This window comes from Micromonospora sp. NBRC 107095 (assembly GCF_030269705.1).
GTDB lineage: Bacteria > Actinomycetota > Actinomycetes > Mycobacteriales > Micromonosporaceae > Micromonospora > Micromonospora parva.
Genome location: NZ_BSTU01000003.1, coordinates 157,768 through 184,006, shown reverse-complemented (window position 1 = coordinate 184,006; position 26,239 = coordinate 157,768). Strand labels below are relative to the sequence as shown.

The following is a 26,239-nucleotide window of genomic DNA, read 5'->3' as shown; positions in this document are numbered from 1 at the left end:
GCGCCCTCCCTAAGTGACCGGGCGACCCCGCCAGGTCAGGCGGCGCCGCTTCCGCAGATGGTACGACCGCAGCGTCAGCCAACCGAGGACCACGACCGACACGGGGTGTGCGAGCGCGTCGGGCCACCATCGGCCACCTGTCGCGCGGGCGGTGAGCACCCGCCCGGCCACCCCGAGCACGTACCCGACCAGGCCCACGGCGGCCACCGTCGGCGCGCCGGCCACCACGCCCGTCAGCGCGATCAGCGGCGGGGCGGTGTAGAGCAGCAGCAGCGCCGCCACCACGGCGGCCGCCGCGCCCGGGTGCCCGAACGACGCCCAGAGCGACTTCGAGTACCCGTCGCGCAGTTGCGGCCAGTCGTCGTACATCCGGCAGGTGGCCAGCCGGGAGCCGTCGGCCAGGGCGATCCGCCCGCCGGCCCGCTTGACCGCCCGGCCCAGCTCGACGTCCTCCAGGATCTTGTCGGCGACCGCGGCGTGCCCGCCGGCGGCGGTGTAGCCGGCCCGGTCCACCACCAGGAACTGCCCGCCCGCCGCGGCCAGCGACGGCCGCGGCGAGCGTTCCATCGCGCGCAGCGGCAGGAAGGTGAGCCAGAGCCACTGCAGCAGCGGCTGCACCAACCGGTCGGCCGCCGTCGCCACCACGATCCGGGGGTACGGCGACAGCAACGTCGCGCGGGCGGCGCGCAACTCGGTGACGGCCGCCGCCACGGCGTGCGGGGCGAGCACCACGTCGGCGTCGACGAAGACCAGCGCGGTGGCGTCCGGGTCGGCCCGGGTGGCCAACTGCCAGCAGGCGTGCGGCTTGCCCAGCCAGCCCGGTGGCGGGGCGACGCCGCTGAGCAGCGTGACCCGGGGGTCGTCGCCGACCACCGCGCGGACCACGTCGGCGGTGCCGTCGGTGGACCCGTCGTCGAGGACCACGATGCGCAGCCCGGGTACGCCGCGTTGGGCGAGCAGGGCACGCAGGCAGGGTGTGACCCGGGTGGCCTCGTCGCGCAGCGGCAGCAGCACGGCCACCGGCTCGTCGACGGCGTCGGGCCGGTCGGTGGGCCGGCGCAGCCACCGGGCGGCGTTGAGCCAGGTGTGTCCGGTCAACGCGGCGACGGCGATCAGCAGGGCGAGCAGGACGGTCATCGGGTCGCGTCGACGCCGGGGCGGTGTGGCTGGTGGTCTACGTGGTCCGTGCCGCGCCCGCGACGGGCGCGCAGCACTGTCACCGCCAGCGGTACGGCGGTCACCGCCATGCCGGCGGCGCCCCAGAGCGCCGACGCGGGCAGGTCGAGGAAGACCGCGTGGGCCAGGATGCTGGAGAAGTACGTCCACAGGTACAGCGCGACCATCGGGTGGTCCCGCCGATCGGTGTGCGCGGCGGCCGGCCCGGCCAGCGGGCGCAGCGCGCTCATCATCAGCACCGCGAAGAGCAGCCAGCCCAGGTAGTTGCTGAGCGGGATGCCGGCCAGGCCGGGCAACGCCGGGGTGGCGTCGCGCCACACCCAGTAGCCCTCGGCCACCATCTGCGGGTCCAGGAAGAGGTCCCAGGCGGCCAGCCCCACGGTGGCCAGCGCGATCCGCCCCACCCGTCGACCCACCGCCGGCCCGCTGCCGCCGTCGGCCGTTGCGGCGTTGCCGCCGGTCAGTCGGACCGCTGCCAGCCACGCCGGCCAGGCCATCCAGGTCCAGGCCAGCGGAATGATCAGTGGCACCCCGGCCAGCTTGGGGCCCAGCTCTCCGGAGTAGTCGTAGCTGCCGAACGGCACACCGGTGGCCACCCCGATCGCCTCGATCGCGAACCCGCCGCCGGTGGCCACCGCGACCAGCGCCACCGCCACCCGTGGGCCCCGGCTGAGCAGCGCGTGGCCGACCGAGAGCAGCCAGCCGAGGACGACGGTGGCCACGGTGAGCCCGGCCCGGGTGTCGCCGGTGGTGAGCGGGTAGCAGATCTGGGCGAGCACCAGGACGGCGAGCAGTGTCCAGGAGATCCGTCGGGTCATGAGGTCGGCGCGTCGAGCGGCAGATCCCGACCGAGCACACCGAACGGCCGCTCGTCGCCGGGGAAGTGGAAGTCGCGCAGCACGTCGACGAAGCCGAACCGTCGGTACAACCGCCAGGCCCGCGAGGTCTGCTCGTCAGCCTCCGGGGTGGACAGCAGCGTGGTGTCGCCCTCCGCCATGCCGAGCAGGGCGCGCAGCTGACCGGTGCCCAGGCCGTGCCCCTGTGCCGGTGGCCGGACGTGCAGCTCGACCACCTCGAAGCAGTGGGTGAGCCAGCGCGTACGGGTCGGGGCGTCCAGCGCGCGGTGCACCTGGTCGTGCCACCACTGACCGGAGGCGCCCAGATAGCCGTAGCCGAAGCCGGCGAGGTGCCCCTCGCTGGTCAGGCTGGCGACCGCCCGGAAACCCGGCCGGCGAACGTGGGTGGCGATGTAGCCGCGCCGGGCCTCCAGCAGGTCGGTGCGGTATCCCATCGCCTCGCCGTAGACGGCCACCACGTCGTCCAGCCGCCGGACGAGATCGTCCGGCGTCCAGCGCACCAACCTCATGCCCGTCCACCCTTCACCGTTTCCGGGCCGCCATCGGCGACCCACCCGAGCACCGACCGGTCGCCGACCACGTCGCGCACCTCGAACCGGGCGAACAGCTCCTCGGCGTACCAGCCCGCGGTGGGGGTTCGCATGATCGCCGCCCGATGCTCCGGGTGACGGTACGCGAACGCCACCAGGTCCGTCGGGTCACGCCACACGCTCACCGTGCCCTGCCAGCCCAACGGTGCCTCGCCGACCCCGAACCGGGCCAGCAGCCCGGGCGCGTCGCGCAGGGCGGCGGCCACCGGCGGGATCGCCCGCCAGAAGGTGGCGGCCCGGCGGGCCCGCAGCCGGGCCCGGGTCAGTGCCAGCACCGGGCCGGTGACCCGGCCGCCCGACGGGTCACCGAACGGCCGCTGGCCGGACCACTCGCCCCGGCTGGTCAGTGGGCGCAGGTCGATCCGGGCCTGGGCGTGGGCGATGCGCGCCCAGGCCCGTCCGACCGACGAGTCGTCGAAGTCGGCCGCCGCGGCGGGGGAGTCCCAGACGGTCAGCGCCGCCCACCGGGTCAGGTCGGCGTCCCCCGGCCCGAAGTCGGTGCCGGTCCCGGTGCCCAGCAGCTTGCCGAACCGGGCGCCCGGAAGGCCGCGCAGCCGGCGTGGGTCCAGCGCCATCCGGGTCAGCGCCCGGGGCAGCGCGCCGCGGGAGGTCCGCCACACGTGCAGCGTGACCAGCTCCGGGATCGCGCTGCTGTGCCTGCTGGTTCGCTCGCTCCGCTCGCTCACGCCACCTCGGCCGGGGTGCCGGCGGTGACCCGCAGCAGTTCGGTGTAGGTGGTCGGGAAGACCGCCTGGGGTACGCCACCCGCGGCCCAGATCTCCGGGTACGCCGCCAGCGCCGTGTCCACCAGGGTACGCAGCGGGTGCGGGTGCCCGAGGGGGGCGACCCCGCCGATCGGCTGTCCGGTGTGGGCCCGCACGAACTCCGGGGTGGCCCGGCGCAGTCGGGTGACGCCGATCGATGCCGCCAGGCCGGCGGTGTCGACCCGGTGCGCGCCGGAGGTGAGGACGAGCAGCGGCGTGTCGTCCGCGTCGAAGATCAGGGAGTTGGCGATCTGACCGACCTCGACGTCGAGCGCCTCGGCGGCCGCCGCGGCGGTGTGCACCGCGTCGGGCAGCAGGCGGACCAGGCTGGGCTCGCCAGCGCCGTCGCGCGTGCCGGCGGCGGTGAGCGCGTCCTGCACCGCTCGTACGTTCGGGTGTGGCTGCATGTCGTCATTCTTCCCGGTTCGCCGGGGTGGGTTCATCCGGCCGGCACGCTCAGCGCGTCACACGTTGCATTTTCGTCGGAGGGGAGGTGTACTGTCAGCAGCAGTTAGAACGAGTGTTCGATTGCCTCGAACGCCCGTTCCAACACCAGCCGGAGCGCGGCGTTTCGCGGCGCCACCTCCGGGCGGTGCGGCTCCGCGGGCCGCACCCGGGTTCCGGGCAGTCGCGAGCCTGGTCCCAACAGGCAGGAGCGTCGCCCGCCGCCCACGACCCCCGGGCGGCGGGCGACGCACCCGCCGGTCCGCCGGCCGGGTGTGGTGTGGGGAAGCATCCACACCCGGCCGGCCACACCCGGTGCGTCTTCCTCCGCACCAACCCGACCTCGGCGTCTCGTCGGTGGCAGCAGCCGCCGCAGTGACGTCTCGGCCACGTGGAGGAGAGACACCCATGCCGACCAACCCGGCTCAGGCACCGACGGTGCCGGCACACGTGCTGCCGCATCGCACCCCCGCCCAGCTCCTCATGTTGGCCCGCCGTGGGCTGGTCGAGGCCGGCCAGACCCGACCTGACGGCCTGCGCTACGCGGCTGCCCACCTGGCCGCCCTGCGCGCGGCGGCGGCCCTGCTCGCCGCCCGGGCCCGACCCGCGCCGAGTCGGCGCAACCGGATCACCAGCGTCTGGGTCCTCCTCTGCGCGGTCGCTCCAGAGCTCGACGAGTGGTCCCGGTTCTTCGCAGCGGGGGCCAGCAAGCGTGCCGCCGCCGAGGCCGGCATCCCCCGGGTGGTCAGCGCCCGGGAGGCCGACGATCTGCTCCGCGCTGCCGAACAGTTCGTCACGGTGGTGGAAGCCGCGCTCGGCGTGGCCCACCAACCGGCTCTGGACGGCCTCGCCGCCTGATCCCGTCGTGCCACCGGCCGCCCTGCGGGGGGAGCCGGGCGGCCGGTGGCACGGCGTGCCGGTCCTGATCTGATCCACAGCAACGACGGGGGAGTTGGTCCAATGGCGGGCCGCATGGTGGTCGGTTCCGCCGCGCTGGCCGATCTGGTGCGCCCGGCGAGCGCACCCGACCCGGTCGGTGGCCACCGGGTGCTGCCGGTGGTGCCCGAGTTGACCGGTCTGCTGCCCAACCGGGGCCTGCGCCGGGGCAGCACCATCGCGGTCGCCGCCGGCCAGCCCAGCCGCAGCGGCGGCACCTCACTGATGTTGGCCCTGCTCGCCGCGGCGTCCCGGGCCGGCTCGTGGTGTGCCGTGGTCGGAGTGCCGACGTTCGGTGCGGGCGCGGCCGCTGAGTTGGGCATCGCCCTGGACCGGTTGGCCCTGGTGCCGAACCCCGGCCCGGAGTGGGCCACCGTGGTGGCCGCGTTGATCGACGGGGTGGACGTCGTGGTCACCACAGTGCCGGCGACGGTCTCCGCCTCCGTCGCCGCCCGGTTGGCCGCCCGGGCCCGGCAGCGCGGCAGTGTGCTCGTCCCGTACGGCCGGTGGGACGGCGCGGACGTGACGTTGCAGGTGGTCCGTGGAGTCTGGGAGGGGCTCGGGCTGGGCCGGGGGCGGTTGCGCCGCCGGGAGATCACCGTCTCGGCGCGTGGGCGCGGGGCGGCCGCCCGACCCAAGGAGATCAAGGTCTGGCTGCCGGGCGATGAGTTGACCCGGGTGATCCCTCGTACGCCGCCGTCGCCCGTGGGCCGGTCGGCCGCGTCACTCGCCCTGGTCGGTCGGGGGTGACCGGCGCGCCGGCACGAACTCTGCTGCTGTGGTGCCCGGACTGGCCGGTGCTCGCCGCCGAGATCGTCGACGGGGTGCCGGCGACCGGCCCGGTCGCCGTGTTGCACGCCAACCGGGTGGTCGCCTGCTCCGAGCGGGCCCGCGCCGAGGGGGTGCGTCGAGGGCTGCGTAAGCGGGAGGCGCAGGGCCGCTGCCCGCAGCTCACCGTCGTGGAGTACGACCCCGGCCGGGATGCCCGGGCGTTCGAGCCGGTGGTCGCCGCGGTGGAGGAGCTGGTCGCCGGGGTCGAGGTGGTCCGTCCGGGTGCCTGCGCGGTGGCCGCCCGGGGGCCGAGCCGTTACCTCGGCGGCGAGGAGACGGCCGCCGAGCGGATCATCGAGCACGTGGCCCAGTCGTGCCTGGTGGAGAGCCAGGTCGGCATCGCCGACGGGGTGTTCGCGGCCGGGTTGGCCGCTCGCGCCGGTCGGGTGGTGGCACCGGGCGGGACACCGGAGTTCCTGGCCGGGTTGCCGGTCGAGGCGCTCGGCCGGTCGGCGCTGGCCGACCTGCTGCGCCGGCTGGGGGTACGAACCCTCGGCGACTTCGCCGCGTTACCGGCCGGCGACGTGCTGGCCCGGTTCGGGTTCGACGGTGCGCTGGCCCATCGGCTGGCCGCCGGGCGGGACCACCGCCCACTCGCCGTCCGACAGCCGCCGGCCGACCTGACGGTGACCTCGGAGCACGACGAGCCGATCGACCGGGTCGACGCGGCGGCGTTCGTGGCCCGGGCGTTGGCCGAGCAGCTGCACGAGCGGCTGGCCGGGCACGGGCTGGCCTGCACCCGGCTCGGCATCGAGGCGGTCACCGAGCACGGGCAGGAGCTGCACCGGGTGTGGCGGCACGATGGCCTGCTCACCGCCGCGGCCATCGCCGACCGGGTGCGCTGGCAGCTCGACGGGTGGCTCTCCGGCAGCAACGGCCGCGCCGGTGCCCGCGCGGCCCGACCGACCGCCGGCATCATCCGGCTGCGACTGGTCCCGGACGGGGTGATCGCCCAGGCCGGTCTGCAGGCCGGCCTCTGGGGGGAGACCGGCGAGGAGCGGGAACGCGCGCACCGGGCGTTGAGCCGGGTGCAGGGCATCCTCGGTCCGGAAGCCGTGGTCACCGCGGTGCTCGGTGGTGGGCGGTCCCCGGCCGACCAGGTGCGACTGGTGCCGTGGGGCGACGAACGACTCCCGGCCCGGCCCGAAGCTCCGCCGTGGCCGGGCCGGCTGCCGCCGCCTGCGCCCGCCGTGGTGCTGCCCCGTCCGCTCGCCGCGACCGTGCACGACGCCGCTGGCGAGCCGGTGGTGATCAGTGCGCGGTTGGCGGTGAGCGCTGCGCCCGCCCGACTGGTGGTCGGCACCGGTCAGCCAGCGGAGATCGTGGGTTGGGCCGGGCCGTGGCCGGTGGACGAGCGCTGGTGGGCGCCGGCCGAGGCCCGCCGCCGGGCCCGGTTCCAGGTCAGCCTGGCCGACGGTGCTGCCCTGCTGCTGGCCGTGGAGTCGGGGCAGTGGTTGGTGGAGGCGATCTATGACTGAGTCAGGTCGATCCCTGCCCGGCGTCGGCTGGCTCCGCGCTGGCCGGGGAGCAGATGTCCTGATGAGCGTGATGACTCACAGGCATCTTGATGCCTGTGAGCCATCACGCTCATCGCACCTCTCGCCGCTGGCGGGACGACCGCCGTCGTGTTCGTCGTCGACCCGGTCGCCCAGCGTCCCTCGGCCGAGCAGTACCGGGCCGAGCAGCGCGGCCGGAGCGGCCGGAGCGGCCGGATGAGCTTTCATAACCCGAAGATGCCCTGGTCGGAGCTGGAACGCGTGCTCTCCGGCCGGGCCGGTGACACCCGAGCAGGTGGCAACCGCGGGAGCAGAGGTGAGCGGCACCTGCACGTGGTGGACCCGCTCGCCGTGGACGCCGATGGTGGTGACTCCCCGGCCTGGAGCCGCCGCCGTGAGCAGTACCAGCCGCCGGAGCTGGCCCGCCCCGACGGCGTGGTGCCCTACGCGGAGCTGCACGCGCACACCAACTTCAGCTTCCTCGACGGCGCCAGTCACCCGGAGGAGTTGGCCGAGGAGGCGGCCCGGCTGGGGCTCACCGCGCTCGCCGTCACCGACCACGACGGCTTCTACGGGGTGGTCCGTTTCGCCGAGGCAGCCCGCATGCTGGGCCTGCCGACCATCTTCGGCGCGGAGTTGTCCCTCGACCTGCCCGGCCCGCAGAACGGCGAGCCCGACCCGCACGGCGCGCACCTGCTGGTGCTCGCGCACGGCCACGAGGGGTACGCCCGGCTGGCGACCACCATCGCCCGCGCCCAGCTACGCGGCGGGGAGAAGGGCCGCCCGGTCTACGGGGAGCTGGAAGAGGTCGCCGCCGAACTGAAGGACCACGTGCTGGTGCTGACCGGCTGCCGCAAGGGGCACGTGCCGGGGGCGCTGCTCACCGAGGGGGTGGACGCGGCGGCCCGCGAGTTGGACCGGCTGACCGCGCTCTTCGGCGCGGAGACGGTGGCGGTGGAGCTGACCGACCACGGCCACCCCGTCGACGCCGACCGCAACGACGCGCTCGCCGAGCTGGCCGCCGCGGCCGGGCTACCGACGGTGGCCAGCAACAACGTGCACTACGCCAGCCCTGGCCGGCGTCGGCTGGCCACCACCGTCGCCGCGGTGCGGGCCCGACGCAGCCTGGACGAGATCGACGGCTGGTTGCCCGCGGCGGCCACCGCCCATCTGCGCAGCGGCGCGGAGATGGCGGCCCGGTTCGCCGCGTACCCGGGGGCGGTGGCGCGGGCCGCCGAGTTCGGCGCCGAGTTGGCCTTCGACCTCCAGCTCGTCGCGCCGCAGCTGCCGGCGTACCCGGTGCCGCCGGGGCACACCGAGATGAGCTGGCTGCGCAAGCTCACCGCTGACGGGGCGCACGAACGCTACGGGCCGCCGCAGGCGCACCCGGCGGCGTACGCGCAACTCGACCACGAACTGAACATGATCGAGGAGCTGGGGTTCCCCGGCTACTTCCTGGTGGTCTACGACATCGTCACGTTCTGCCGTGACCAGGACATCTACTGCCAGGGCCGGGGTTCGGCGGCCAACTCGGCGGTCTGCTACGCCTTGCGGATCACCAATGTGGACGCGGTGCGACACCGGCTGCTCTTCGAGCGGTTCCTCGCCCCGGAACGCGACGGCCCACCGGACATCGACGTGGACATCGAGTCCGACCGTCGGGAGGAGGTGATCCAGCACGTCTACACCCGCTACGGCCGGGAGCACGCCGCCCAGGTCGCCAACGTCATCTCCTACCGGCCCCGCTCGGCGGTGCGGGACGTGGCCAAGGCCTTCGGCTACTCGCCGGGGCAGCAGGACGCCTGGAGCAAGCAGATCGACAGGTGGGGCTCGGTCGCCACCGTCGATGTGGAGAACATCCCCGAGCAGGTGGTGGAGTACGCCAACGAGCTGCAGACGTTCCCACGGCACCTGGGCATCCACTCCGGTGGCATGGTGATCTGCGACCGGCCGGTGATCGAGGTCTGCCCGGTGGAGTGGGGGCGGATGCCCGGGCGCAGCGTCCTGCAGTGGGACAAGGACGACTGCGCGGCGGTGGGCCTGGTCAAGTTCGACCTGCTCGGCCTGGGCATGCTCTCCGCCCTGCACTACGGCTACGACATGATCGGCGAGAGCCTCGACCTGGGCGACATGACCCTGGACGACCCGGAGGTCTACGACATGCTCTGCCGGGCCGACTCGGTCGGGGTGTTCCAGGTGGAGAGCCGCGCCCAGATGGCCACCCTGCCCCGGCTCAAGCCCCGCGAGTTCTACGACCTGGTGGTTGAGGTGGCGCTGATCCGGCCCGGCCCGATCCAGGGCGGCTCGGTGCACCCGTTCATCCGGCGCAAGAACGGTCAGGAGCCGGTGACCTTCGCGCACCCGCTGATGCGTAACGCGCTGGAGAAGACCCTGGGTGTGCCGCTGTTCCAGGAGCAGCTGATGCAGCTCGCCATCGACCTGGCCGGCTTCGACGCGGCCGAGGCCGACCAGTTGCGCCGGGCGATGGGCGCCAAACGGTCGGTCGAGCGGATGAACCGCATCGCCGAGCGGCTCTACGCCGGGATGGCCGAGCGGGGCATCACCGGTGAATTGGCCGACGACGTCTACCGCAAGCTCACCGCGTTCGCCAGTTACGGCTTCCCGGAGAGCCACGCGATGAGCTTCGCCTACCTGGTGTACGCCAGTTCCTGGCTCAAGCGCTACCACCCGGCGCCGTTCCTGGCCGCGCTGCTCAACGCCCAGCCGATGGGCTTCTACTCGCCGCAGACCCTGGTCGACGACGCCCGCCGGCACGGGGTGGAGGTCCGCCGTCCGGACATCAACGCCAGTGCGGCGTTGGCGGTGCTGGAGTCCACCCCGGAGACCCGGTGGGGCAGCGGGCCGGGGGAGCCGCCGCACGCCTGGGGGCTGGGCGGCCCCGCCGTCCGGCTCGGCCTGTCCAGCGTGCGGACCCTCGGCGCCGACGTGGCCGAACGGATCGAGGCCGAACGGGTCGCCGGTGGGCCGTACCGGGACATGCCGGACCTGGCCCGGCGGCTCGGTCTCACCGCCGCGCAGTTGGAGGCGTTGGCCACCGCGGACGCCTTCGCCTGTTTCGGGCTGACCCGACGGGAGGCGCTGTGGGCGGCCGGCGCGGCGGCCCAGGACCGGCCGGGTCGGTTGCCCGGCACGGTGACCGGCGCGGCTGCGCCCACGCTGCCCGGGATGGAGGCGGTGGACCGGCTGGTCGCCGACGTGTGGGCCACCGGATTGTCGCCGGAGAGCCATCCGGCCCGGTTCATCCGGGGGCAGCTCGACGTGCTCGGCGCGGTGCCGATCGCCCGGCTCGGCCGGGTGGAACCGGGGCAACGGATCCGGGTCGGTGGCATCGTCACCCACCGGCAACGCCCGGCGACAGCGGGTGGGGTCACCTTCCTCAACCTGGAGGACGAGACGGGGATGCTCAACGTCACCTGTTCGCCGGGGCTGTGGCAGCGCTACCGCCGGGTGGCGCGGACCAGCGCCGCGCTGGTGGTCCGGGGGCGGTTGCAGCGGCACGAGGGGGTGACCAACCTGGTCGCCGACCGGCTGGACGCCATCGAGCCGCCGGTGAGCCCCGCGTCCCGTGACTTCCGCTGATCCAGTGATCCACATTACGGTTTCCCGAGCCGCCGAGCGGGAGACTCGTTCCGAGCGGGCAGAGCGGCCCGTGATCCGTGAGGGGGAACGACAGTGACGGGAAATCACGCGTACACCGGTGGAATCGCCAACGCCCGGCGGACCCGACTGGGCAACGGCTGGGTGCCGTCGCACCTCGCCGACCCCCGCGAGTACGAGGTGACCAACGGTCCGGTGGCCAACGAGCGCCGGTCCCGGGCGGAGGACGAGACTGAGGGCGCCGAGGCCTGACCAACCGCCGCACCACGCACCGATCGGGCGTGTGGTGGGCGCGCCCACCACACGCCCGCGCCACCACCGGGCCGGGTGACTAGGCTCGGCCGGGTGGAGCAGACCCGAGGCCGGTTCGCCGAGCCGCCGCTGACACCCCGCACCGCCGTGATCTGGTCGGTGCTCCGCGCCGAGCTGGACCGGCGCGGCGACGCCGAGCTCACCGTGCTGGACGTGGGCGGCGGCACCGGCGGTTTCGCCGTCCCGCTGGCCCGCGCCGGGCATCGGGTCACCGTCGTCGACGCCAGCCCCGACGCGCTCGCCGCGCTCACCCGCCGCGCCGCCGAGGCCGGGGTGGCCGACCGGATCGTCGCGGTGCAGGGCGACGGCGACGCCCTCGCCGGGCTGGTCGAGCCGGCTGGCGTCGACCTGGTGCTCTGCCACGCCGTACTGGAGGTTGTCGACGACCCGACGCCGGTGGTAGCCGCGCTGGCCAGTGCGCTGCGCCCGGGCGGCGCGGCCAGTGTGCTGGTGGCCGGCCGGGCCGCCGCCGTGCTGGGCCGGGCGATGAACGGGCACCTGGACGTCGCCACCACGGTGGCCGCCGATCCGGCCGGCACCGCGGGGCCGCGCGACACGCTGCGCCGACGCTACGACGCCCCGGGCGCCGCCGCGCTGCTCGGCGCCGCCGGGCTGGTGGTCGAGGAGATCCACGGGGTACGCGTGCTGGCCGACCTGCTGCCGGCCGCGGTCGCCGACGGGCAGCCCGCAGCCCTGGTCGAGCTGGAACGTGCGCTGGCCGCCCAGTCGCCGTACCGGGACCTGGCCGCCCAACTGCACCTGTTCGCCCGCCGGCCGGCATGACCGCCGAGGCCGGTGACGTGCCGGCGCCGCTGGCGATCCTCGGGCCGCAGCACGGCGGCGGCCGGCTCGCCGACGTGCTGCCCAGCGCGCTGGCAGTGCTGGGGGTGCCCGGCTCGGCCGACCCGCTCGGGCTGGTGCCCTCGTTGGCCGGGGTACGCCGGATCGCCGTACTGCTGGTCGACGGGCTCGGCTGGTACCAGCTGCCGACCGCGGCGCCGTATGCGCCGACGCTCGCCGGGCTCGCCGCGACGGTGGCCCGCCCGCTGATCGCCGGTTTCCCGTCCACCACCCCGACCAGCCTGGTGTCGCTGGGCACCGGTGTCGCGCCGGGCGCGCACGGGGTGCTCGGCTTCACCGTGCGGGTGCCCGGCACCGATCGGGTGCTCACCCACACCGACTGGGCCGCCGATCCGTCGCCGCTGCACTGGCAGCCGGTGCCCACCCAGTTGGAGCGGGCCCGCGCCGCCGGCGTGACGACGACAGTGGTGAGTCGGCCGGAGTTCGGCGGCAGCGGGTTGACAGTCGCCGCCAACCGGGGTGGCGACTTCCGGGGCGCCGCCGGTGGGGAGGCGGTGGCCGCCACCATGCTGGCCGCGCTGGCCACCGGCTCCGGGCCGACCCTGGTCTCCGGTTACCACGCCGACCTGGACCGCTACGGCCACGTCTACGGCGTCGACTCGGAGCCCTGGCGGGTCGCCGCCGCCGAGGTGGACGCCCTGCTCGCCCGGCTGGTCGACGGGCTGCCCCCGGACGCGGCGCTGCTGGTCACCGCCGACCACGGGCAGCTCGACATCCCCGCCGCGCACCGCTTCGACCTGGACACCGATCCGCGGCTGCGGGCCGGTGTGCGGTTGGTGGCCGGCGAGGCCCGGGTCCGCTACCTGCACACCGAGCCGGGCGCGACCGAGGACGTGCTGGCCGCCTGGTCGGCGGTACTGGGCGCCACGGCCCGGGTACGCACCCGCGACGAGGTGGTGGCCACCGGCTGGTTCGGGCCGGTGCCCGAGGAACACCTGGGCCGTGTCGGCGACGTGGTGGTGACCTGCAACGACACGTACGCGGTCATGGCCAGCCGTACCGAGCGGCCGATGGCGTCGAAGTTGGTGGCCTACCACGGGTCGGACACTGCCGCCGAGCTGACAGTGCCGTTGCTGGTCGTCCGGGGCTGACCCGGGGGCGGTTCGGCCCACTGGCCGATGGTGGTGTCGTACCCCCGGGTTAACCTGCCGGGATGGGCCGCAGTCAGTCGTTGCCCCGGGGCGACGATCCGCGCTTCGGGCCCGACGCCGACGACTCCGCCAGCCCGATCCTGCACGTCGACATGGACGCCTTCTTCGCCGCGGTCGAGGTGCGCCGCCGCCCCGAGCTGCGTGGCCGGCCGGTGATCGTCGGCGGCGTCGGCCCGCGCGGGGTGGTCAGCTCGGCCAGCTACGAGGCCCGCCGGTACGGCGTACGCAGCGCGATGCCGACCAGCCAGGCCCGGGCCCGCTGCCCGCACGCGGTGTACCTGCCACCGGACTTCTCCGCGTACTCGGCCGCCTCCCGGGCCGTCATGCAGATCTTCCGGGACGTCACGCCGCTGGTCGAGCCGCTCTCCCTCGACGAGGCGTTCCTCGACGTGACCGGCGCCCGTCGGCTCTTCGGTTCGCCGGCCACCATCGCCCGGCTGATCCGTCGCCGGGTCGCCGACGAGCAGGCGCTGACCTGCTCGGTCGGGGTGGCGCCGACCAAGTTCGTGGCCAAGTTGGGTTCCACCCGGGCCAAGCCGGACGGCCTGCTGGTCGTGCCTCCGGGGCAGGTGCTCGACTTCCTGCACCCGCTGCCGGTGGACGCGCTGTGGGGGGTGGGGGAGCGGGCCGCCGAGGCGCTGCGCAAGCTCGGCCTGGCCACCGTCGGCGACCTCGCCGAGGCGCCGGTGGGCATGCTCCGTCGCGCCGTCGGTGCCGCCTCGGCGTCGCACCTGCACGAGTTGGCCTGGGGCCGCGACCCGCGCGGGGTCAGCCCCGAGCACGTCGACAAGTCGATCGGCGCCGAGGTGACCTTCGACGTCGACGTGGCCGACCCGTTGGAGATCCGCCGCGCGTTGCTCGCGCTCAGCGCGAAGGTCGGCGTCCGGTTACGCGGCTCCGGCCAGGTCGGGCGCACCGTCTCACTCAAGGTCCGGCTGGCCGACTTCCGCACCGTCAGCCGATCCCGCACCCTCGATGTGCCCACCGACACCGCCCGTGAGATGTTCGACACGGTCTGGGCGCTCTACACGGCCCTGGACCCGGGCGAGCGGATCCGACTCGTCGGTGTCCGGGTGGAAGGACTCGCCCCGGCGAAGGGCGCTCCCCGGCAACTCACCCTCGGCGCCCCCGAGCGTGGCTGGCGCGAGGCGGAAGCTGCCGCGGACGCCGCCGCTGCCCGTTTCGGGCGGTCCGTCATAGGTCCGGCCAGTCTGATGGGCGACCGTGATCGCCGTCGAAACGAAAATCCACCCCGCCCATAGGTCGTCCCGCTTTCCGACGCGCGACCCCCCTCGTAGACTTGCGGGTAAGCAGCCGGATGGCTGCCACGGTCTGTCGGCCCGAGTGGGCCCGACCAACGTGACCGGGGAGGAGTGCCGTGCCGCTCTCGGAGCACGAGCAGCGGCTGTTCGAGCAGATCGAGCGGTCGCTTGCCGAGGACCCCAAATTCGCCTCGGCCGTGCGCGCCAGCGATCCGCGCTTCCATGCGCGGCGTCGCCTGCTCGTCGCCGCCGGCGTCATCATCGCTGGCTTGGCTCTACTGGTCTATGGCGCGGTGATCAAGACTCCACCACTGGCGGTGGCGGGCTTCGTCGTCATGCTGGCGTCGGCCGCGTTCGCGGTGCAGTCGCACCGGCGGGCGCAGTCACCCGACCTGCACGTGGTGGGCGGCACGACGAGTCGCCGTCGACCGCGCGGTGGCCGATCCGGTCGCAGGTCGTCGATCCTGGACCGCATGGAGGACAGGTGGCGGCAGCGCCCGGAGGGGCACCGCTGAGCCGGTCCCGCCGCTGAGCCGGTCCCGCCGCTGAGCCGGTCCCGCCGCTGAGGCGGGCCGTACGCCGCGACGAGCGGTCGCCGGGCACAGCCCCCGGTGACCTCCGTCGTATCCGCATGCCCTTCTTCCCCGCTGACCGCTCTCCGCAGGATCACCTTTCCTCTCCGCAGGATCACCTTTCCGCATGATCGTGCTCGATCCCGGGATGTGGTGGCATCGTGCGCCAGGGAGGGGCCTCTTCTTGATCGGGCACGATCTTGGGTGGCGGCAGCTTAGGCGGGCAGACAGGTGGGGCGGCGGTGGTGGCCGCCGCCCCAGATCTGGAACTGCTCGGTCAGCGAGCTGCCCGGTCGGCCAGCATCCGGCGAGGGTTCCACCGCAGCAGGCGGTACCGGGCCCGCCCGGTGAACGCCACCATCCGGCTGGACCTGTCCGCCAGGGTGGTGCGCCAGCGCAGCAACACCGAGGGCGGCAGCACCGTGGCGAGCAGGCGGGTCCGTCGGTCCGCCCGGGTGGCGAGCGCCGCACGGACCGCGCGGAGCGCCGGCAACAACCGCTCACCGGTCAGCGGATCCCGCGCGTAGCGGGCCCGCTCCTCCGCACGGCCGAGCAGCCGCGCCGACCCGATCGCCTCGTCGTCGTCCAGAGCGTCCCGGACCAGTCGGTCCGCGGTCGCCCGGGGCGTCTCGGTCGGATCGACCGGGACGCGGAAGTCCACCAGCGTGTCGAGCAGCTCCGCCCAGGCGGCGTGCGCGTCCGCGCGGGCCCGGCTGGCGTCCACGCTGACCACCACCGGTCGCGCACCCGGCTCACTGTCGCCGTCGACACTGGCGGAGGCCACCGCCGCGCGCACCTCGCGGCCACCCCGTCGGCGGCGTAGCGCCAACCGGCGCAGCGCCGGCACCGCTAGCAGCGCCAGCAGTGCCACCAGGGCCGCCGCCCACCAGGGCCAGACCGGTGGCTGCTCGTCCGGCGTCGTCCCACCGGAGGCGAACCCCTCGTCGGTGTCCCGGTCGGCGTTGTCCGGGCTGGTCGGCCCGGCCGAGGCTCCCGGGTCGGTCGGGGTGGTCGGGACGTCGGTTTCCGGGCTGGGCGCCTCCGGCGCGTCGTTGTCCGGCGCCCAGGCCGACCGGGTCGAGCCGGGGACCCCGTACGCCGGGGTGGCGTCGAACGGCACCCAACCAGCCCCGTCGAAGTAGACCTCGGTCCAGGCGTGCAGGTTGAGGTTGGTCAGCGTGAAGGTGTCACCGTCGCGCTTGCTGCCGTTGGTGAACCCGAACGCGACCCGGGCCGGGATGCCGGCCGAGCGGACCAGCCAGGCCATCGCGGCGGCGTACTGCTGGCAGTAGCCGACCTTGTTGGTCAGGAAGTTGACGATGTCCTGACCGCTGCTGCCGCTCTCGGTGCTCAGCCGGTAGCTGAACCCGTTGTCCGCCGAGAAGTGCTGGTAGATCGCGAACACCCGGTCGTAGTCCGTGCGCTTGCCCTGGATCAGCCCCTTGACCAGCTCCTCCACCTCGGGCACCGGCGCGGGGGTGGCGGTCATCTGCCGGCGTACGGGATGGTCGGCCGGCAGCGGCTGCGCGGCCCGCAACGCCGCCGGCGTGAAGGTCGAGCGGACGTAGTCGAAGGAGTACTTCCGGCCCCGGGAGTTCTCCCGGTTGGAGAAGACCACCTGCTGGTTGGTGTCGTAGAGCCAGTTGTCGCTGAGGTCGTCGGTGCGGGTCGGCTCGGCGTACACCGGCATCAGCGACATGCTGAGGCTCTTGGTGACCTCGACCGTCGCCTGGTAGGTGGCCTGCTGCACGCCTGGGCCGGCCCTCTCGGCCGGGTTCGGCAGGTCCCGGTTCACCGACCGGCCACTGGGGTTGCGCGCCTGGAAACCGCTGGGGCGCAGCTCGTCGGCGACCGCGTAGCGCAGGTAGAACGGGTTCTGCTCGGACGTCTTCACCTTCACCAGGTCGGCTACCTGGGACTGGTTGAGCTGCCCGGCGAGCGAGGCGAACAGGTCGATCCGACCCGACGTGCCACCCGAGCCGCTCCCGTTCCCGGTGCCGTTGCCGGGCCCTCGGCTGAGCGAGTCGAGCAGCCCGCCGGTCATGCCGGGCACTGCCAACGGCAGCAGCACCGCCAGGGCCACCCCGACCGCCGCGAGCCGGCGGCCGGCGGACGCCAGCGGGGACGCCTCCCACACGTCGACGTCGCGGCCGTCACCGGTGAACCGCCGCCCGAAGCGGCGCACCCGGTCGACGTTGTCGGTGACCAGCAGCCAGAGGTAACCGGCGGCGCCCACCACGAACGGCACCGCGGGGACGCTGTCGACGTAGACGGCGACCGGCACCGAGTAGATGGCGAGCATCGGCAGCCCGGCCAGGGCGGGCCGACGCAACCCCACGGCCAGCACGTCCACCAGCACGGCGACCGCACCGACGCCGAGCACGGCGATGAACAGCAGCGGGTCCGTGTCCGGGACCTCGACCCCGTACGAACGCATGTCCTGCATGGAGCCGGCGAGCAGGTCACCGAAGTACGCGAAGGTGCCCGGGGTCGGCAGGATCGCGAGCAGCTCCTCGCCGCTGGGGAACAACCAGGTCAGGGCGAGCATCAGGCCGGCCAGCATGCCCAGCACCTGACCCCACAGCGGTGCCCGGACGAGCCGGGTCAGCGCGGCCACCCCGGCCACCACGGCGACCGCGATGATGGACTCGATCAACCACGTCCAGCCCTGGAAGATGGCCGACAGCGGCGCGGCGGCCAGCAGCGTGGCCACCGCCGCCACCACGCCGATGTTCCGACTGCTGATCATGAGGGGAGCCTTCCGTTCATCGCACACCGCCGGCGACCGTCTCGGCCAGCGCGGCCCGCATGGCGAACCCCTGCGCACCCCGGCCGGCCTGCGGCCACAGCGCCGGTAGCCGGCCGCCGTGATCGACGCCGACCACCCGCCAGCCACTCTGCAACATGGCGAGGACGGCGGCGGCGTGCGCGTGTTCCGCCTCGGCGCGGGCCTTCTCCGGCAGGCTGAGCCAGGTGGAGCTGTTCAACAGGAAGCCGACGCAGGTGGCGTTGTTGCCCCGCAGCCCGGCCAGCAGCTCCGCCTCGGCCACGCTGACAGTGCCGAACAGGCCGATGATCAGACCACCGTCGGAGCGCTGGCGGACCCGCTGCACGAGACCGGTGACCTCGGCACGCTGATCCAGTCGTACCTCGGCGAGGTGGTCGAGCAGCGCCCCGTCCCCGCCGGCCTCCGAGGCGTCCACGTCCGCCCCCGCGCCGGTGACCAGCCGCAACTTGTAACCGGCCTGCCGCAGGTGGACGGCGATGCTCGCGGCGGCCGAGACCGCCCACTCGAAACTGGCCGTCGGCCCCTCGCCGCGGTGGCCGTACGCCCGGGTGTCGAGCACGACGGTGGCGCGGCTCTCCCACGGTTGCTCCTCGCGGCGCACCATCAGCTCACCGGTGCGGGCGGTGGACTTCCAGTGCACCCGGCGCAGGTCGTCGCCGCGCCGGTACTCCCGGGTCGCCGCGTCGTCCTCGCCGTGCACCGCCACCGAGCGGGCACGGCTGTCGCCGCTGCCCGCGTACTCCCCGGGGAGCCGGACCGACGGCAGCGGGGTGACCTGCGGGATGACCGTCAGGTGGTCGGTGCTGGGGAAGGACCGGGTCAGCTCGCAGAGGCCGAACGGGTCGGTCATCCGGACGACCAGCGGGCCCACGTCGTAGCGGCCCCGCACGTCGGCCCGCACCGTGTACGCCACGGAGCTGGCCTGGTGCGCGCCGAGCCGCTCCAACACGACCCGGGGCCGGCTGCCCAGCGCGTAGGGCAGCCGGTCCTCCAGGAGCAGGGTGCCGGTCGGCAGCCGGGAGAGGTTCTGCAGGCGCAGCACCACCCGGGAGTTGGCCCCGACCGGAACCCGGTGCGGGTCCAGGGAACGGTTGCAGGCCAGCTTGTAGCGGCTGCGCCCGACGTAGGCGGCGGCCAGCAACGGCAGGATGGCCAACAGCACGGCCACCCGCAGCAGGTCCTTCTCGCCGAGGATGCCGGCCGAGATCGCCGCCGCGACCGCGGCGGCGAGGAAGGACCGCCCGCGGGTGGTCAGCCCGCGTAGCCCGGCACGCACGTCATGGCCTCCGCGGCTCGTAGGGCGCGCGGCCGTTTCCGGTGGCGGGCCGGGTGTCGTACGGGTTGCGCTGCCGGTCGTGGGGGAGCGGCAGGCGGTGCACCAGCTCGGAGACGATGGCGTCGGTGGTGCGTCGGGCGAGCTGCGCGTCGGCGGTCGGGATGATCCGGTGGGCGAGCACCGGCACCGCCAGGGCCTGCAGGTCGTCGGGGAGGACGTAGTCGCGGCCCTCCAGGGCGGCGACCGCGCGGGCGGTGCGCAGCAACTGCAGAGTCGCCCGGGGGGACGCGCCGAGCCGCAGGTCGGGGGCCTCGCGGGTGGCGGTGACCAGGTCGATCGCGTACTGCTTGACAGCGTCCGCGACGTGCACCTGCCGGACGGTGGCGATGAGCTGCCGGACGATGGCCGCGTCGGAGACCGCGCGCAGCTCGTGCAGCGGGTCGGTGGCGCCGTGCCCGTCAAGCATGGCCAGCTCGGCGTTGGAATCCGGGTAACCCATCGCGATGCGCGCGGTGAACCGGTCGCGCTGCGCCTCCGGCAGCGGGTAGGTCCCCTCCATCTCGATCGGGTTCTGGGTGGCGATCACCATGAACGGGGTCTGGAGCTGGTACGTCACCCCGTCGACGGTGACCTGCCGCTCCTCCATGCACTCCAGCAACGCCGACTGGGTCTTCGGCGAGGCCCGGTTGATCTCGTCGCCGACCACCAGGTTGGCGAACACGGCGCCCGGACGGAACTCGAAGTCGTGCGTCTCCTGGTTGTAGACGCTGACCCCGGTGACGTCGCTGGGCAGCAGGTCGGGGGTGAACTGGATGCGCCGCACCGTGCAGTCGATGGACCGCGCGAGGGCCTTGGCCAGCTTGGTCTTGCCGACACCTGGGACGTCTTCGATCAGGAGGTGACCCTCGGCGAGCAGGACGGCCAGGGCGAGCCGCACGGTGGCGGTCTTACCCTCGATGACCTGCTCGATGTTGGCCACGATGGCCTCGCTGGCGGCGCGGAACTCGTCGTGCGGCAACAGGCCGCCCACCTCGTCCCAGGTCTGTTGTGTCACGGGCCTCCTCCTCGTCGCCGTCACGGCAGCTCTGCACAGAGAGCACCTGGACCCGCCGTTGGGTTCGCGACGCCGAGCCTCGTTTGCCGCAGGAATCTCACTGGTCTCTCAGGCTAACCATGTTTGTCGTTATCGCCGACCCCCGCAGGTAGTCCGTCGGTTACGCACCGATTTTCGCCAGCTCGGGGGAACGGCTTCGAGCCGCCCGGGGGCCGGCAGGACGAACCGTGGGCGAGGTACACTGCGGGGCATGGCCGGAGTCTTCCTGCTTCTTACCGGGCCGTGCTGATGCGCTGAACGCAGCGACAGCACGGCGGCCCCTCCTGCGCGAGGGGCTTTTTTGTGCCCGCCGCCGGCCCGGCCCGGTGGTGCCGAGACGAAGCGAAGCGAAGCGAGGAGAGACGATGAGTGAGGCAGCCGCACCGGCGGGCGACATTCCCCCGTTCCGGTACACCGCGGCCCTGGCCGACGAGATCGAGATCCGTTGGCAGGACACCTGGGCGCGCGAGGGCACCTTCCACGCACCGAACCCGACCGGGCCGCTGGCCGACCCGACCCACCCGCGCGCCGGCGCGGAGAAGCTGTACGTGCTGGACATGTTCCCGTACCCCTCCGGTGCGGGCCTGCACGTCGGCCACCCACTGGGCTACATCGGCACCGACTGCTACGCCCGTTACCAGCGGATGGCCGGGCGCAACGTGCTGCACGCGATGGGCTTCGACGCGTTCGGTCTGCCCGCCGAGCAGTACGCGGTGCAGACCGGCACCCACCCGCGCACCACCACGGTGGCGAACATCGAGCGGTACAAGGCGCAGCTGCGCCGGCTGGGGCTGGCCCACGACGAGCGCCGTTCGGTGGCCACCATCGACACCGACTTCTACCGCTGGACCCAGTGGATCTTCCTGCAGATCTTCAACTCCTGGTACGACCGCGACGCCGGCCGGGCCCGCCCGATCGCCGAGCTGATCGCCGAGTTCGAGGGCGGTAACCGGCCCACCCCGGACGGCCGGGCCTGGGCCGAGCTGAGCGTCGCCGAACGTCGGCAGGTCGTGGACGACCACCGCCTGGCGTACGTCTCGCAGGCGCCGGTGAACTGGTGCCCGGGGCTGGGCACCGTGCTGGCCAACGAGGAGGTCACCGCCGACGGCCGCTCCGAGCGGGGCAACTTCCCGGTCTTCAAGCGCAACCTGAAGCAGTGGATGATGCGGATCACCGCGTACGGTGACCGGCTGCTGGACGACCTGGACAGCCTGGACTGGCCCGAGCCGATCAAGCTGATGCAGCGCAACTGGATCGGCCGCTCCACCGGTGCCCACATCGACTTCCCGACCAGCGCGGCGCCGGTGCGGGTGTTCACGACCCGGCCGGACACCATCTTCGGCGCCACCTACATGGTGCTGGCGCCGGAGCACGAGCTGGTCGACACGCTGGCGCCGACCAACTGGCCGGCCGGCACGCGGGACGCCTGGACCGGCGGGCACGCCAGCCCCCGGGAGGCCGTCGAGGCGTACCGGAAGGCGGCAGCCGCCAAGACCGATGTCGAGCGGCAGTCCGACAGCAAGGAGAAGACCGGCGTCTTCATCGGCGCGTACGCCACCAACCCGGTCACCGGCGGGCAGATCCCGATCTTCATCGCCGACTACGTCCTGGCCGGCTACGGCACTGGCGCGATCATGGCGGTACCGGCGCAGGACGAGCGGGACTGGGCGTTCGCCGAGGTCTTCGAGCTGCCCATCGTGCGGACCGTGCAGCCGGCGGAGGGCTTCGACGGCAAGGCGTACACCGGTGACGGCCCGGCGATCAACAGCGCCGCGCCCGAGCGCGGCCTGGACCTGAACGGCCTGGGGGTCGCCGACGCCAAGGCGGCGATCATCGCGTGGCTGGAGGCGAACGGACACGGCACCGGCGCGGTGACCTACCGGCTGCGCGACTGGCTGTTCTCCCGGCAGCGGTACTGGGGCGAGCCGTTCCCGATCGTCTACGACGAGACCGGCGCGGCCATCGCCCTGCCGGAGGAGATGCTGCCGGTCGAGCTGCCGGAGGTGGACGACTTCTCCCCGAAGACGTTCGACGCCGACGACGCCGACAGCAACCCGGAGACCCCGCTGTCGCGGCGGCGCGACTGGGTCGAGGTCGAGCTGGACCTGGGCGACGGGCCGAAGCGCTACACCCGGGAAACCAACGTGATGCCGCAGTGGGCCGGCTCCTGCTGGTACGAGCTGCGCTACCTGGACCCGAGCAACTCCGACCGGTTCGTGGACGCGGAGAACGAGCGGTACTGGATGGGCCCGCGCGGCGAGGGCGACTGCGGGGGCACCGACCTGTACGTCGGTGGCGCCGAGCACGCCGTGCTGCACCTGCTGTACGCGCGCTTCTGGCACAAGGTCCTGTTCGACCTGGGGCACGTGTCGTCGTTCGAGCCGTTCCGCAAGCTGTTCAACCAGGGCATGATCCAGGCGTACGCGTACACCGACTCGCGCGGCAGCTACGTGCAGGCCGAGGAGGTCATGGAGCGCGACGGCGCCTACTACCTGGGCGACCTGGCGGTGAACCGCGAGTACGGCAAGATGGGCAAGTCGCTGAAGAACGTGGTGACCCCCGACGAGATGTGCGCCGCGTACGGTGCGGACACCTTCCGGGTGTACGAGATGTCGATGGGCCCGCTGGAGGTGTCCCGCCCCTGGGAGACCCGGGCGGTGGTCGGCTCGTACCGGTTCCTGCAGCGGGTCTGGCGGGCCGTTGTCGACGAGCAGACCGGCGCCCTGCGGATCAGCGAGGACCCGGCCGACGAGGCGACCCGCCGGCTGCTGCACAAGGTCATCGACGGGGTCCGTGGCGACATGGACGGCATCCGGTTCAACACCGCCATCGCCAAGCTGATCCAGCTGACCAACGGGCTGACCGGGCTGTCGGCGACGCCCCGCGAGGTGGCCGAGCCGCTGGTGCTGATGGTGGCGCCGTTCGCCCCGCACCTGGCCGAGGAGTTGTGGCGCAAGCTGGGCCATGACACCTCGCTGACGTACGCGGACTTCCCGACCGCCGACCCGGCGTTGCTGGTGGCCGACACGGTGACCTACCCGGTGCAGGTCAACGGCAAGGTTCGTGGCCGCATCGAGGTCGCCGCCGACGCCGCCGAGGAGACCGTCCGCGCGGCGGCCCTGGACGCGGTGGCCGCGACGCTGGGCGGCAAGGAACCCCGCAAGGTCATCGTGGTCAAGGGCCGGATGGTCTCGGTCGTCGTCTGATCCTCGGCCGGTGCGGGACGCGGTGGGGTGACCGGTGTTCCGGCACGCTCGGTGACGGCCCGGGGTGGCGGACGCGGAAACGAGCGTGATGACTCAGAGGCATCAAGATGCCTCTGAGTCATCACGGTCTTCGGGAAATCCGCCCGCTCCCGGTGCCACGTCCCGGGCGAGAGGGCGGGGGATGAGCACGGCCGCCGGTCGGCTTCAGCACGCCGGTCGGCTCCAGCACGGGCCGCCGGTCGGCTCGGGCGTGATCAGACCGGCATGCGTCGCCGGCGGCGTTCGGCGCGCCACCACTGGTGGATGAGCACCAGGCTGGCGATCAGACCCAGGCTGGCCGGAGCGGCGGCGTACCAGTTGACCTGGCCCGGGGAGCTGACCGCCGCGCCGATCGCCGCGTAGCCGAAGGCGGTCGGCGCGGATGCGATCACGCTGCCGGCCAGGAACGGCAGCACTCGGGCGCCGGTCGTGCCGTAGCCGTAGCTGACCAGCCCGAAGCCGGCGATCGGCAGCAGCCGGACGGTGACCACACCGAAAACGCTCTGCCGGGCGAACCAGCCGTCGAGGCGGGCCAGGCGACCACGGACCCGTTCGGCGACGAACTCCCGACCGAGCAACCGGCCGACGGTGAACCCGATCGCGGCGGCCACCAACGCGGCGCCCAGTGCGTACCCGGCGCCCTCCAGGGGGCCGAAGATCGCGCCCGCGGCGAGCGTGATGAAGGTCCGGGGCACCAGCGCCACCAGCAGCAGCGCGCCCCCGAGGATCGCCGCCACCGGGGCCAGGTCGCCCAGCCGGTCGGCGACCAACGGCAGCTGCTCCGGATCCGGGTGGGGCACCAGCAGCAGCAGTAACCCGCAGGCGCCGATCAGCAGCACCAGCAGGGCGAACCGGACGGCCGACGGCTGCCGGAGCAGCCGCCGGACGGCGCGGATCATGCCCGGGCGGCGGCCACCGCGGAGCGGCGCTCGTTGCGGAGCCGGTCCGACCAGGTGTCGTCCAACGGCGGGAGCTGGTGCGCCCCGGTGGCCCAGCGCAGCAACAGGTCGGCCAGGGCCGGGTTGCGAGCCAGCGCCGGGCCGTGCGAGTAGGTGCCCAGGAGCTTGCCGCGCCACGCGCCCTCGGTGGCGCCGTCGTTGCCCACCCCGGCGGTGACCCGGGCCAGCGGGGAGACCTCCGGACCGAGGTGGGTGCGACCGCCGTGGTTCTCGAAGCCGGTGAGCGGGGGCAGGCCCAGCCGGGGGTCGATCTCACCGGCCAGCTCGCCCACGGCCCGCGTCTCACCCCGGTCGGACTGCAGGTCGAGCAGCTCCAGCCCGCGGCACTGCACGCCCTTGGCGAAGAACGACGTGCCGAGCAGTTGGTAGCCGGCGCAGACGCCGAACACGACCGAGCCCTGGGCGACAGCGCGGTGCAGGCCGCCGTCGGCGAGCAGGCGCTGGGCGCCCAGCGCCTGCGGGCCGTCCTCGCCGCCGCCGACCAGGTAGATGTCGGCGGTCGCGGGCAGCCGCTCGTCCGAGCGGACCTCCAGCACCTCGACGGGCATCCCGCGCTGACGGGCCCGACGGGCGAGGATCAGGGCGTTGCCCCGGTCTCCGTAGGTGGAGAGCAGGTCGGGGTAGATCCAGACGATGCGCAGACTCTCAGATGACACGGTCCAACTCCGCTCGGATGTCCTGGAACGCGGTGTAGTTCGCGATGACCTCCAGCCGTCCGGGCGGGACCGCCCGGAGCGCGTCGTCGAACGTCCGGACGTGCTGGAACGGCACGTCGTTGACGTCCAGCCGCACCGCCAGGTCGTACGCCCGGTCGCCGGTGATCAGCACCTGCCGGCCACGGAGCGGGGCGAAGTCGACGTCGTAGAGCCAGGAGGTGTCCATGCCGTCGGGGTCGCGCGCGTTGATGGAGAGCAGGGTCGGCGCTTCGTCGGCCATGTCGAACGCCTCCAGCCAGCTGGCCGGGTTCTTGGCCAGCAGCAGCCGGATGTTGCGCCCGTCCTTGTCGACCTGCGCGTAGCGGCCGGCGACCGAGGTGACGATGCCGAGGCGGGACACCGCGTCGACCGGGCGGACGCCGAACTCGGCCGCCACCGCCAGCGCCGTCGCCGCGTTGCCGAGGTTGACCTTGCCGGGCAGCTGGAGGGAGACCTTGTGCCAGGCTCCGGTGGGGTCGAGCACGCCCTCGTCCTCGACGACCCAGTGCGGCTCCGGTCGCCGTAGCGGGCAGCCGGTGCACCACCACTGCTCGCCGGAGCGCTGGATCGTCGAGCCGCACTCCGGGCAGACCCAGGAGTCGTCGTGCCAGCGCTGGCCGGCGCTGAACCACGTCACGTGCGGCGGCTTGATGCCCCGGGCGGGATCGCCCGGCGGGGTGGCGGCCCACACCACCAGCGGGTCGTCGGCGTTGGCCACCACCCGTACGTCGGTGTGCCGGACCAGCGCCGCGCGCCAGAGCTGCGCCATCATGGCGACCTCCTTGGCGCGGTCGAGCTGGTCGCGGCTGAGGTTCAGCAGCGCGACCACGTGTGGCTCGGTCGCCTCCAGCACCTGGGCCAGATAGTGCTCGTCGACCTCCAGGACCGCGTACGGCGTGCTGCCGGCCTTGGCCAGCGCCGAGGTGTGCCCGCTGGGCATGTTGGCGCCGAACGAGTTGGTGGCGACCCGGCCGAGCACGCCGACCGCGGCGGAGGTCAACCGGGTGGTGGTGGTCTTGCCGTTGGTGCCGGAGACGAGCGCGATCGCGCGCCCGGCCGACAGGTGGGCCAGCAGGTCCGGGTCGATCTTCAGGCCGATCCACCCGCCGATCACCGAACCGTCGCCACGGCCGGCCGCCCGGGAGAGCGCCGCGGCGGTCCGTGACACGGAGCTGGCCACCTTGGCCCGTAGGGGCATTTTCGCGTCCGTCACGCGAGCGAGGTTACCGGACCGCCGGCCCCACCAGATCGCCGCCGACGGTGAACCGTTCGGCCGTGGTGGTTGCGCGGGCGGCCGGGTCGGCGTCCCCCGG

At 73.7% G+C, this 26,239-nt stretch carries 21 protein-coding genes; 10 read left to right on the top strand and 11 right to left on the bottom strand.

The genetic code is table 11. The annotated features are described in order from the left end of the window. Positions 1 to 9: 9 nt before the first annotated feature. Genes QSK15_RS17605 through QSK15_RS17585 form a run of 5 tightly spaced genes read right to left on the bottom strand, consistent with a single transcriptional unit; the run spans position 10 to position 3,794 of the window. The gene (locus QSK15_RS17605; protein WP_285795273.1) at positions 10 to 1,137 is read right to left on the bottom strand and encodes a glycosyltransferase family 2 protein; all 1,128 of its coding nucleotides are present in this window, start codon (positions 1,135 to 1,137) and stop codon (positions 10 to 12) included. Then, positions 1,134 to 1,994, bottom strand: a complete 861-nt coding sequence (locus tag QSK15_RS17600) for a carotenoid biosynthesis protein (RefSeq protein ID WP_285795272.1) — start codon at positions 1,992 to 1,994, stop codon at positions 1,134 to 1,136. Before QSK15_RS17600 ends, QSK15_RS17605 begins: the two co-directional genes overlap by 4 nt. Then, positions 1,991 to 2,542, bottom strand: coding sequence for a GNAT family N-acetyltransferase (locus QSK15_RS17595; protein WP_285795271.1), 552 nt, complete (start codon positions 2,540 to 2,542; stop codon positions 1,991 to 1,993). Before QSK15_RS17595 ends, QSK15_RS17600 begins: the two co-directional genes overlap by 4 nt. Continuing rightward, positions 2,539 to 3,309, bottom strand: coding sequence for a monooxygenase (locus QSK15_RS17590; RefSeq protein ID WP_285795270.1), 771 nt, complete (start codon positions 3,307 to 3,309; stop codon positions 2,539 to 2,541). The genes QSK15_RS17595 and QSK15_RS17590 overlap by 4 nt, the downstream gene beginning before the upstream one ends. Next, positions 3,306 to 3,794, bottom strand: coding sequence for a YbaK/EbsC family protein (locus tag QSK15_RS17585; protein WP_285795269.1), 489 nt, complete (start codon positions 3,792 to 3,794; stop codon positions 3,306 to 3,308). The genes QSK15_RS17590 and QSK15_RS17585 overlap by 4 nt, the downstream gene beginning before the upstream one ends. A 445-nt stretch (positions 3,795 to 4,239) precedes the next feature. Here QSK15_RS17585 and QSK15_RS17580 point away from each other — a divergent pair, with 445 nt between their 5' ends. The 9 genes from QSK15_RS17580 (at position 4,240) to QSK15_RS17540 (ending at position 14,813) form a co-directional block, all read left to right on the top strand. After that, positions 4,240 to 4,689 carry an SAV_6107 family HEPN domain-containing protein gene (locus QSK15_RS17580; RefSeq protein ID WP_030334555.1) on the top strand — a complete coding sequence of 150 codons (450 nt, stop codon included), beginning with the start codon at positions 4,240 to 4,242 and terminating at the stop codon, positions 4,687 to 4,689. Positions 4,690 to 4,791: 102 nt separating this feature from the next. Continuing rightward, positions 4,792 to 5,517, top strand: coding sequence for a DnaE2-dependent mutagenesis accessory factor ImuA' (gene imuA', locus QSK15_RS17575; RefSeq protein WP_285795268.1), 726 nt, complete (start codon positions 4,792 to 4,794; stop codon positions 5,515 to 5,517). Then, the gene (locus QSK15_RS17570) at positions 5,514 to 7,076 is read left to right on the top strand and encodes a DNA polymerase Y family protein (protein ID WP_285795267.1); all 1,563 of its coding nucleotides are present in this window, start codon (positions 5,514 to 5,516) and stop codon (positions 7,074 to 7,076) included. Before imuA' ends, QSK15_RS17570 begins: the two co-directional genes overlap by 4 nt. Before the next feature lie 234 nt (positions 7,077 to 7,310). Next, positions 7,311 to 10,694 (top strand): error-prone DNA polymerase, encoded by a 3,384-nt coding sequence (locus QSK15_RS17565; RefSeq protein WP_285795644.1) that lies wholly within the window; start codon positions 7,311 to 7,313, stop codon positions 10,692 to 10,694. A 93-nt stretch (positions 10,695 to 10,787) separates the two neighbouring features. After that, entirely contained in the window at positions 10,788 to 10,964 is a 177-nt protein-coding gene (locus QSK15_RS17560) for a hypothetical protein (RefSeq protein WP_167337320.1), read from the top strand. A 75-nt stretch (positions 10,965 to 11,039) separates the two neighbouring features. Beyond that, positions 11,040 to 11,807: a methyltransferase domain-containing protein gene (locus QSK15_RS17555; RefSeq protein WP_285795266.1), complete on the top strand. Its 768-nt coding sequence runs from the start codon at positions 11,040 to 11,042 to the stop codon at positions 11,805 to 11,807. Then, on the top strand, positions 11,804 to 12,976 hold the full coding sequence (locus QSK15_RS17550; RefSeq protein ID WP_285795265.1) for an alkaline phosphatase family protein: 1,173 nt from the start codon (positions 11,804 to 11,806) through the stop codon (positions 12,974 to 12,976). Before QSK15_RS17555 ends, QSK15_RS17550 begins: the two co-directional genes overlap by 4 nt. A 62-nt stretch (positions 12,977 to 13,038) precedes the next feature. Continuing rightward, the gene (locus tag QSK15_RS17545) at positions 13,039 to 14,298 is read left to right on the top strand and encodes a DNA polymerase IV (RefSeq protein ID WP_279518170.1); all 1,260 of its coding nucleotides are present in this window, start codon (positions 13,039 to 13,041) and stop codon (positions 14,296 to 14,298) included. A gap of 116 nt (positions 14,299 to 14,414) precedes the next feature. Next, positions 14,415 to 14,813 carry an SCO2097 family morphological protein gene (locus QSK15_RS17540; protein WP_030334542.1) on the top strand — a complete coding sequence of 133 codons (399 nt, stop codon included), beginning with the start codon at positions 14,415 to 14,417 and terminating at the stop codon, positions 14,811 to 14,813. A 334-nt stretch (positions 14,814 to 15,147) separates the two neighbouring features. On the opposite strand, the gene QSK15_RS17535 is transcribed toward QSK15_RS17540, so the two are convergent. Genes QSK15_RS17535 through QSK15_RS17525 form a run of 3 tightly spaced genes read right to left on the bottom strand, consistent with a single transcriptional unit; the run spans position 15,148 to position 19,988 of the window. After that, complete coding sequence (locus tag QSK15_RS17535; protein WP_285795264.1) at positions 15,148 to 17,619, bottom strand: transglutaminase TgpA family protein; 2,472 nt, start codon at positions 17,617 to 17,619, stop codon at positions 15,148 to 15,150. Positions 17,620 to 17,635: 16 nt separating this feature from the next. Beyond that, positions 17,636 to 18,934 carry a DUF58 domain-containing protein gene (locus QSK15_RS17530; RefSeq protein ID WP_030334538.1) on the bottom strand — a complete coding sequence of 433 codons (1,299 nt, stop codon included), beginning with the start codon at positions 18,932 to 18,934 and terminating at the stop codon, positions 17,636 to 17,638. A gap of 1 nt (position 18,935) precedes the next feature. After that, on the bottom strand, positions 18,936 to 19,988 hold the full coding sequence (locus QSK15_RS17525) for an AAA family ATPase (RefSeq protein ID WP_030334536.1): 1,053 nt from the start codon (positions 19,986 to 19,988) through the stop codon (positions 18,936 to 18,938). A gap of 404 nt (positions 19,989 to 20,392) precedes the next feature. Between QSK15_RS17525 and leuS the strand changes: the two genes are divergently transcribed. Beyond that, positions 20,393 to 23,233, top strand: coding sequence for a leucine--tRNA ligase (gene leuS, locus QSK15_RS17520; RefSeq protein WP_285795263.1), 2,841 nt, complete (start codon positions 20,393 to 20,395; stop codon positions 23,231 to 23,233). Between the two features lie 254 nt (positions 23,234 to 23,487). Here the strand turns inward: leuS and QSK15_RS17515 are convergent, their stop codons facing one another. The 3 genes from QSK15_RS17515 to QSK15_RS17505 are packed head-to-tail and all read right to left on the bottom strand — an operon-like array spanning position 23,488 to position 26,124. Continuing rightward, entirely contained in the window at positions 23,488 to 24,171 is a 684-nt protein-coding gene (locus QSK15_RS17515) for a TVP38/TMEM64 family protein (RefSeq protein WP_285795262.1), read from the bottom strand. Further along, on the bottom strand, positions 24,168 to 24,887 hold the full coding sequence (locus QSK15_RS17510) for a type 1 glutamine amidotransferase (RefSeq protein WP_030334533.1): 720 nt from the start codon (positions 24,885 to 24,887) through the stop codon (positions 24,168 to 24,170). Before QSK15_RS17510 ends, QSK15_RS17515 begins: the two co-directional genes overlap by 4 nt. Beyond that, a complete protein-coding gene (locus tag QSK15_RS17505) occupies positions 24,877 to 26,124 on the bottom strand; it encodes a MurT ligase domain-containing protein (protein ID WP_285795643.1) in 1,248 nt (415 codons plus the stop codon). Before QSK15_RS17505 ends, QSK15_RS17510 begins: the two co-directional genes overlap by 11 nt. Positions 26,125 to 26,239 lie beyond the last annotated feature (115 nt).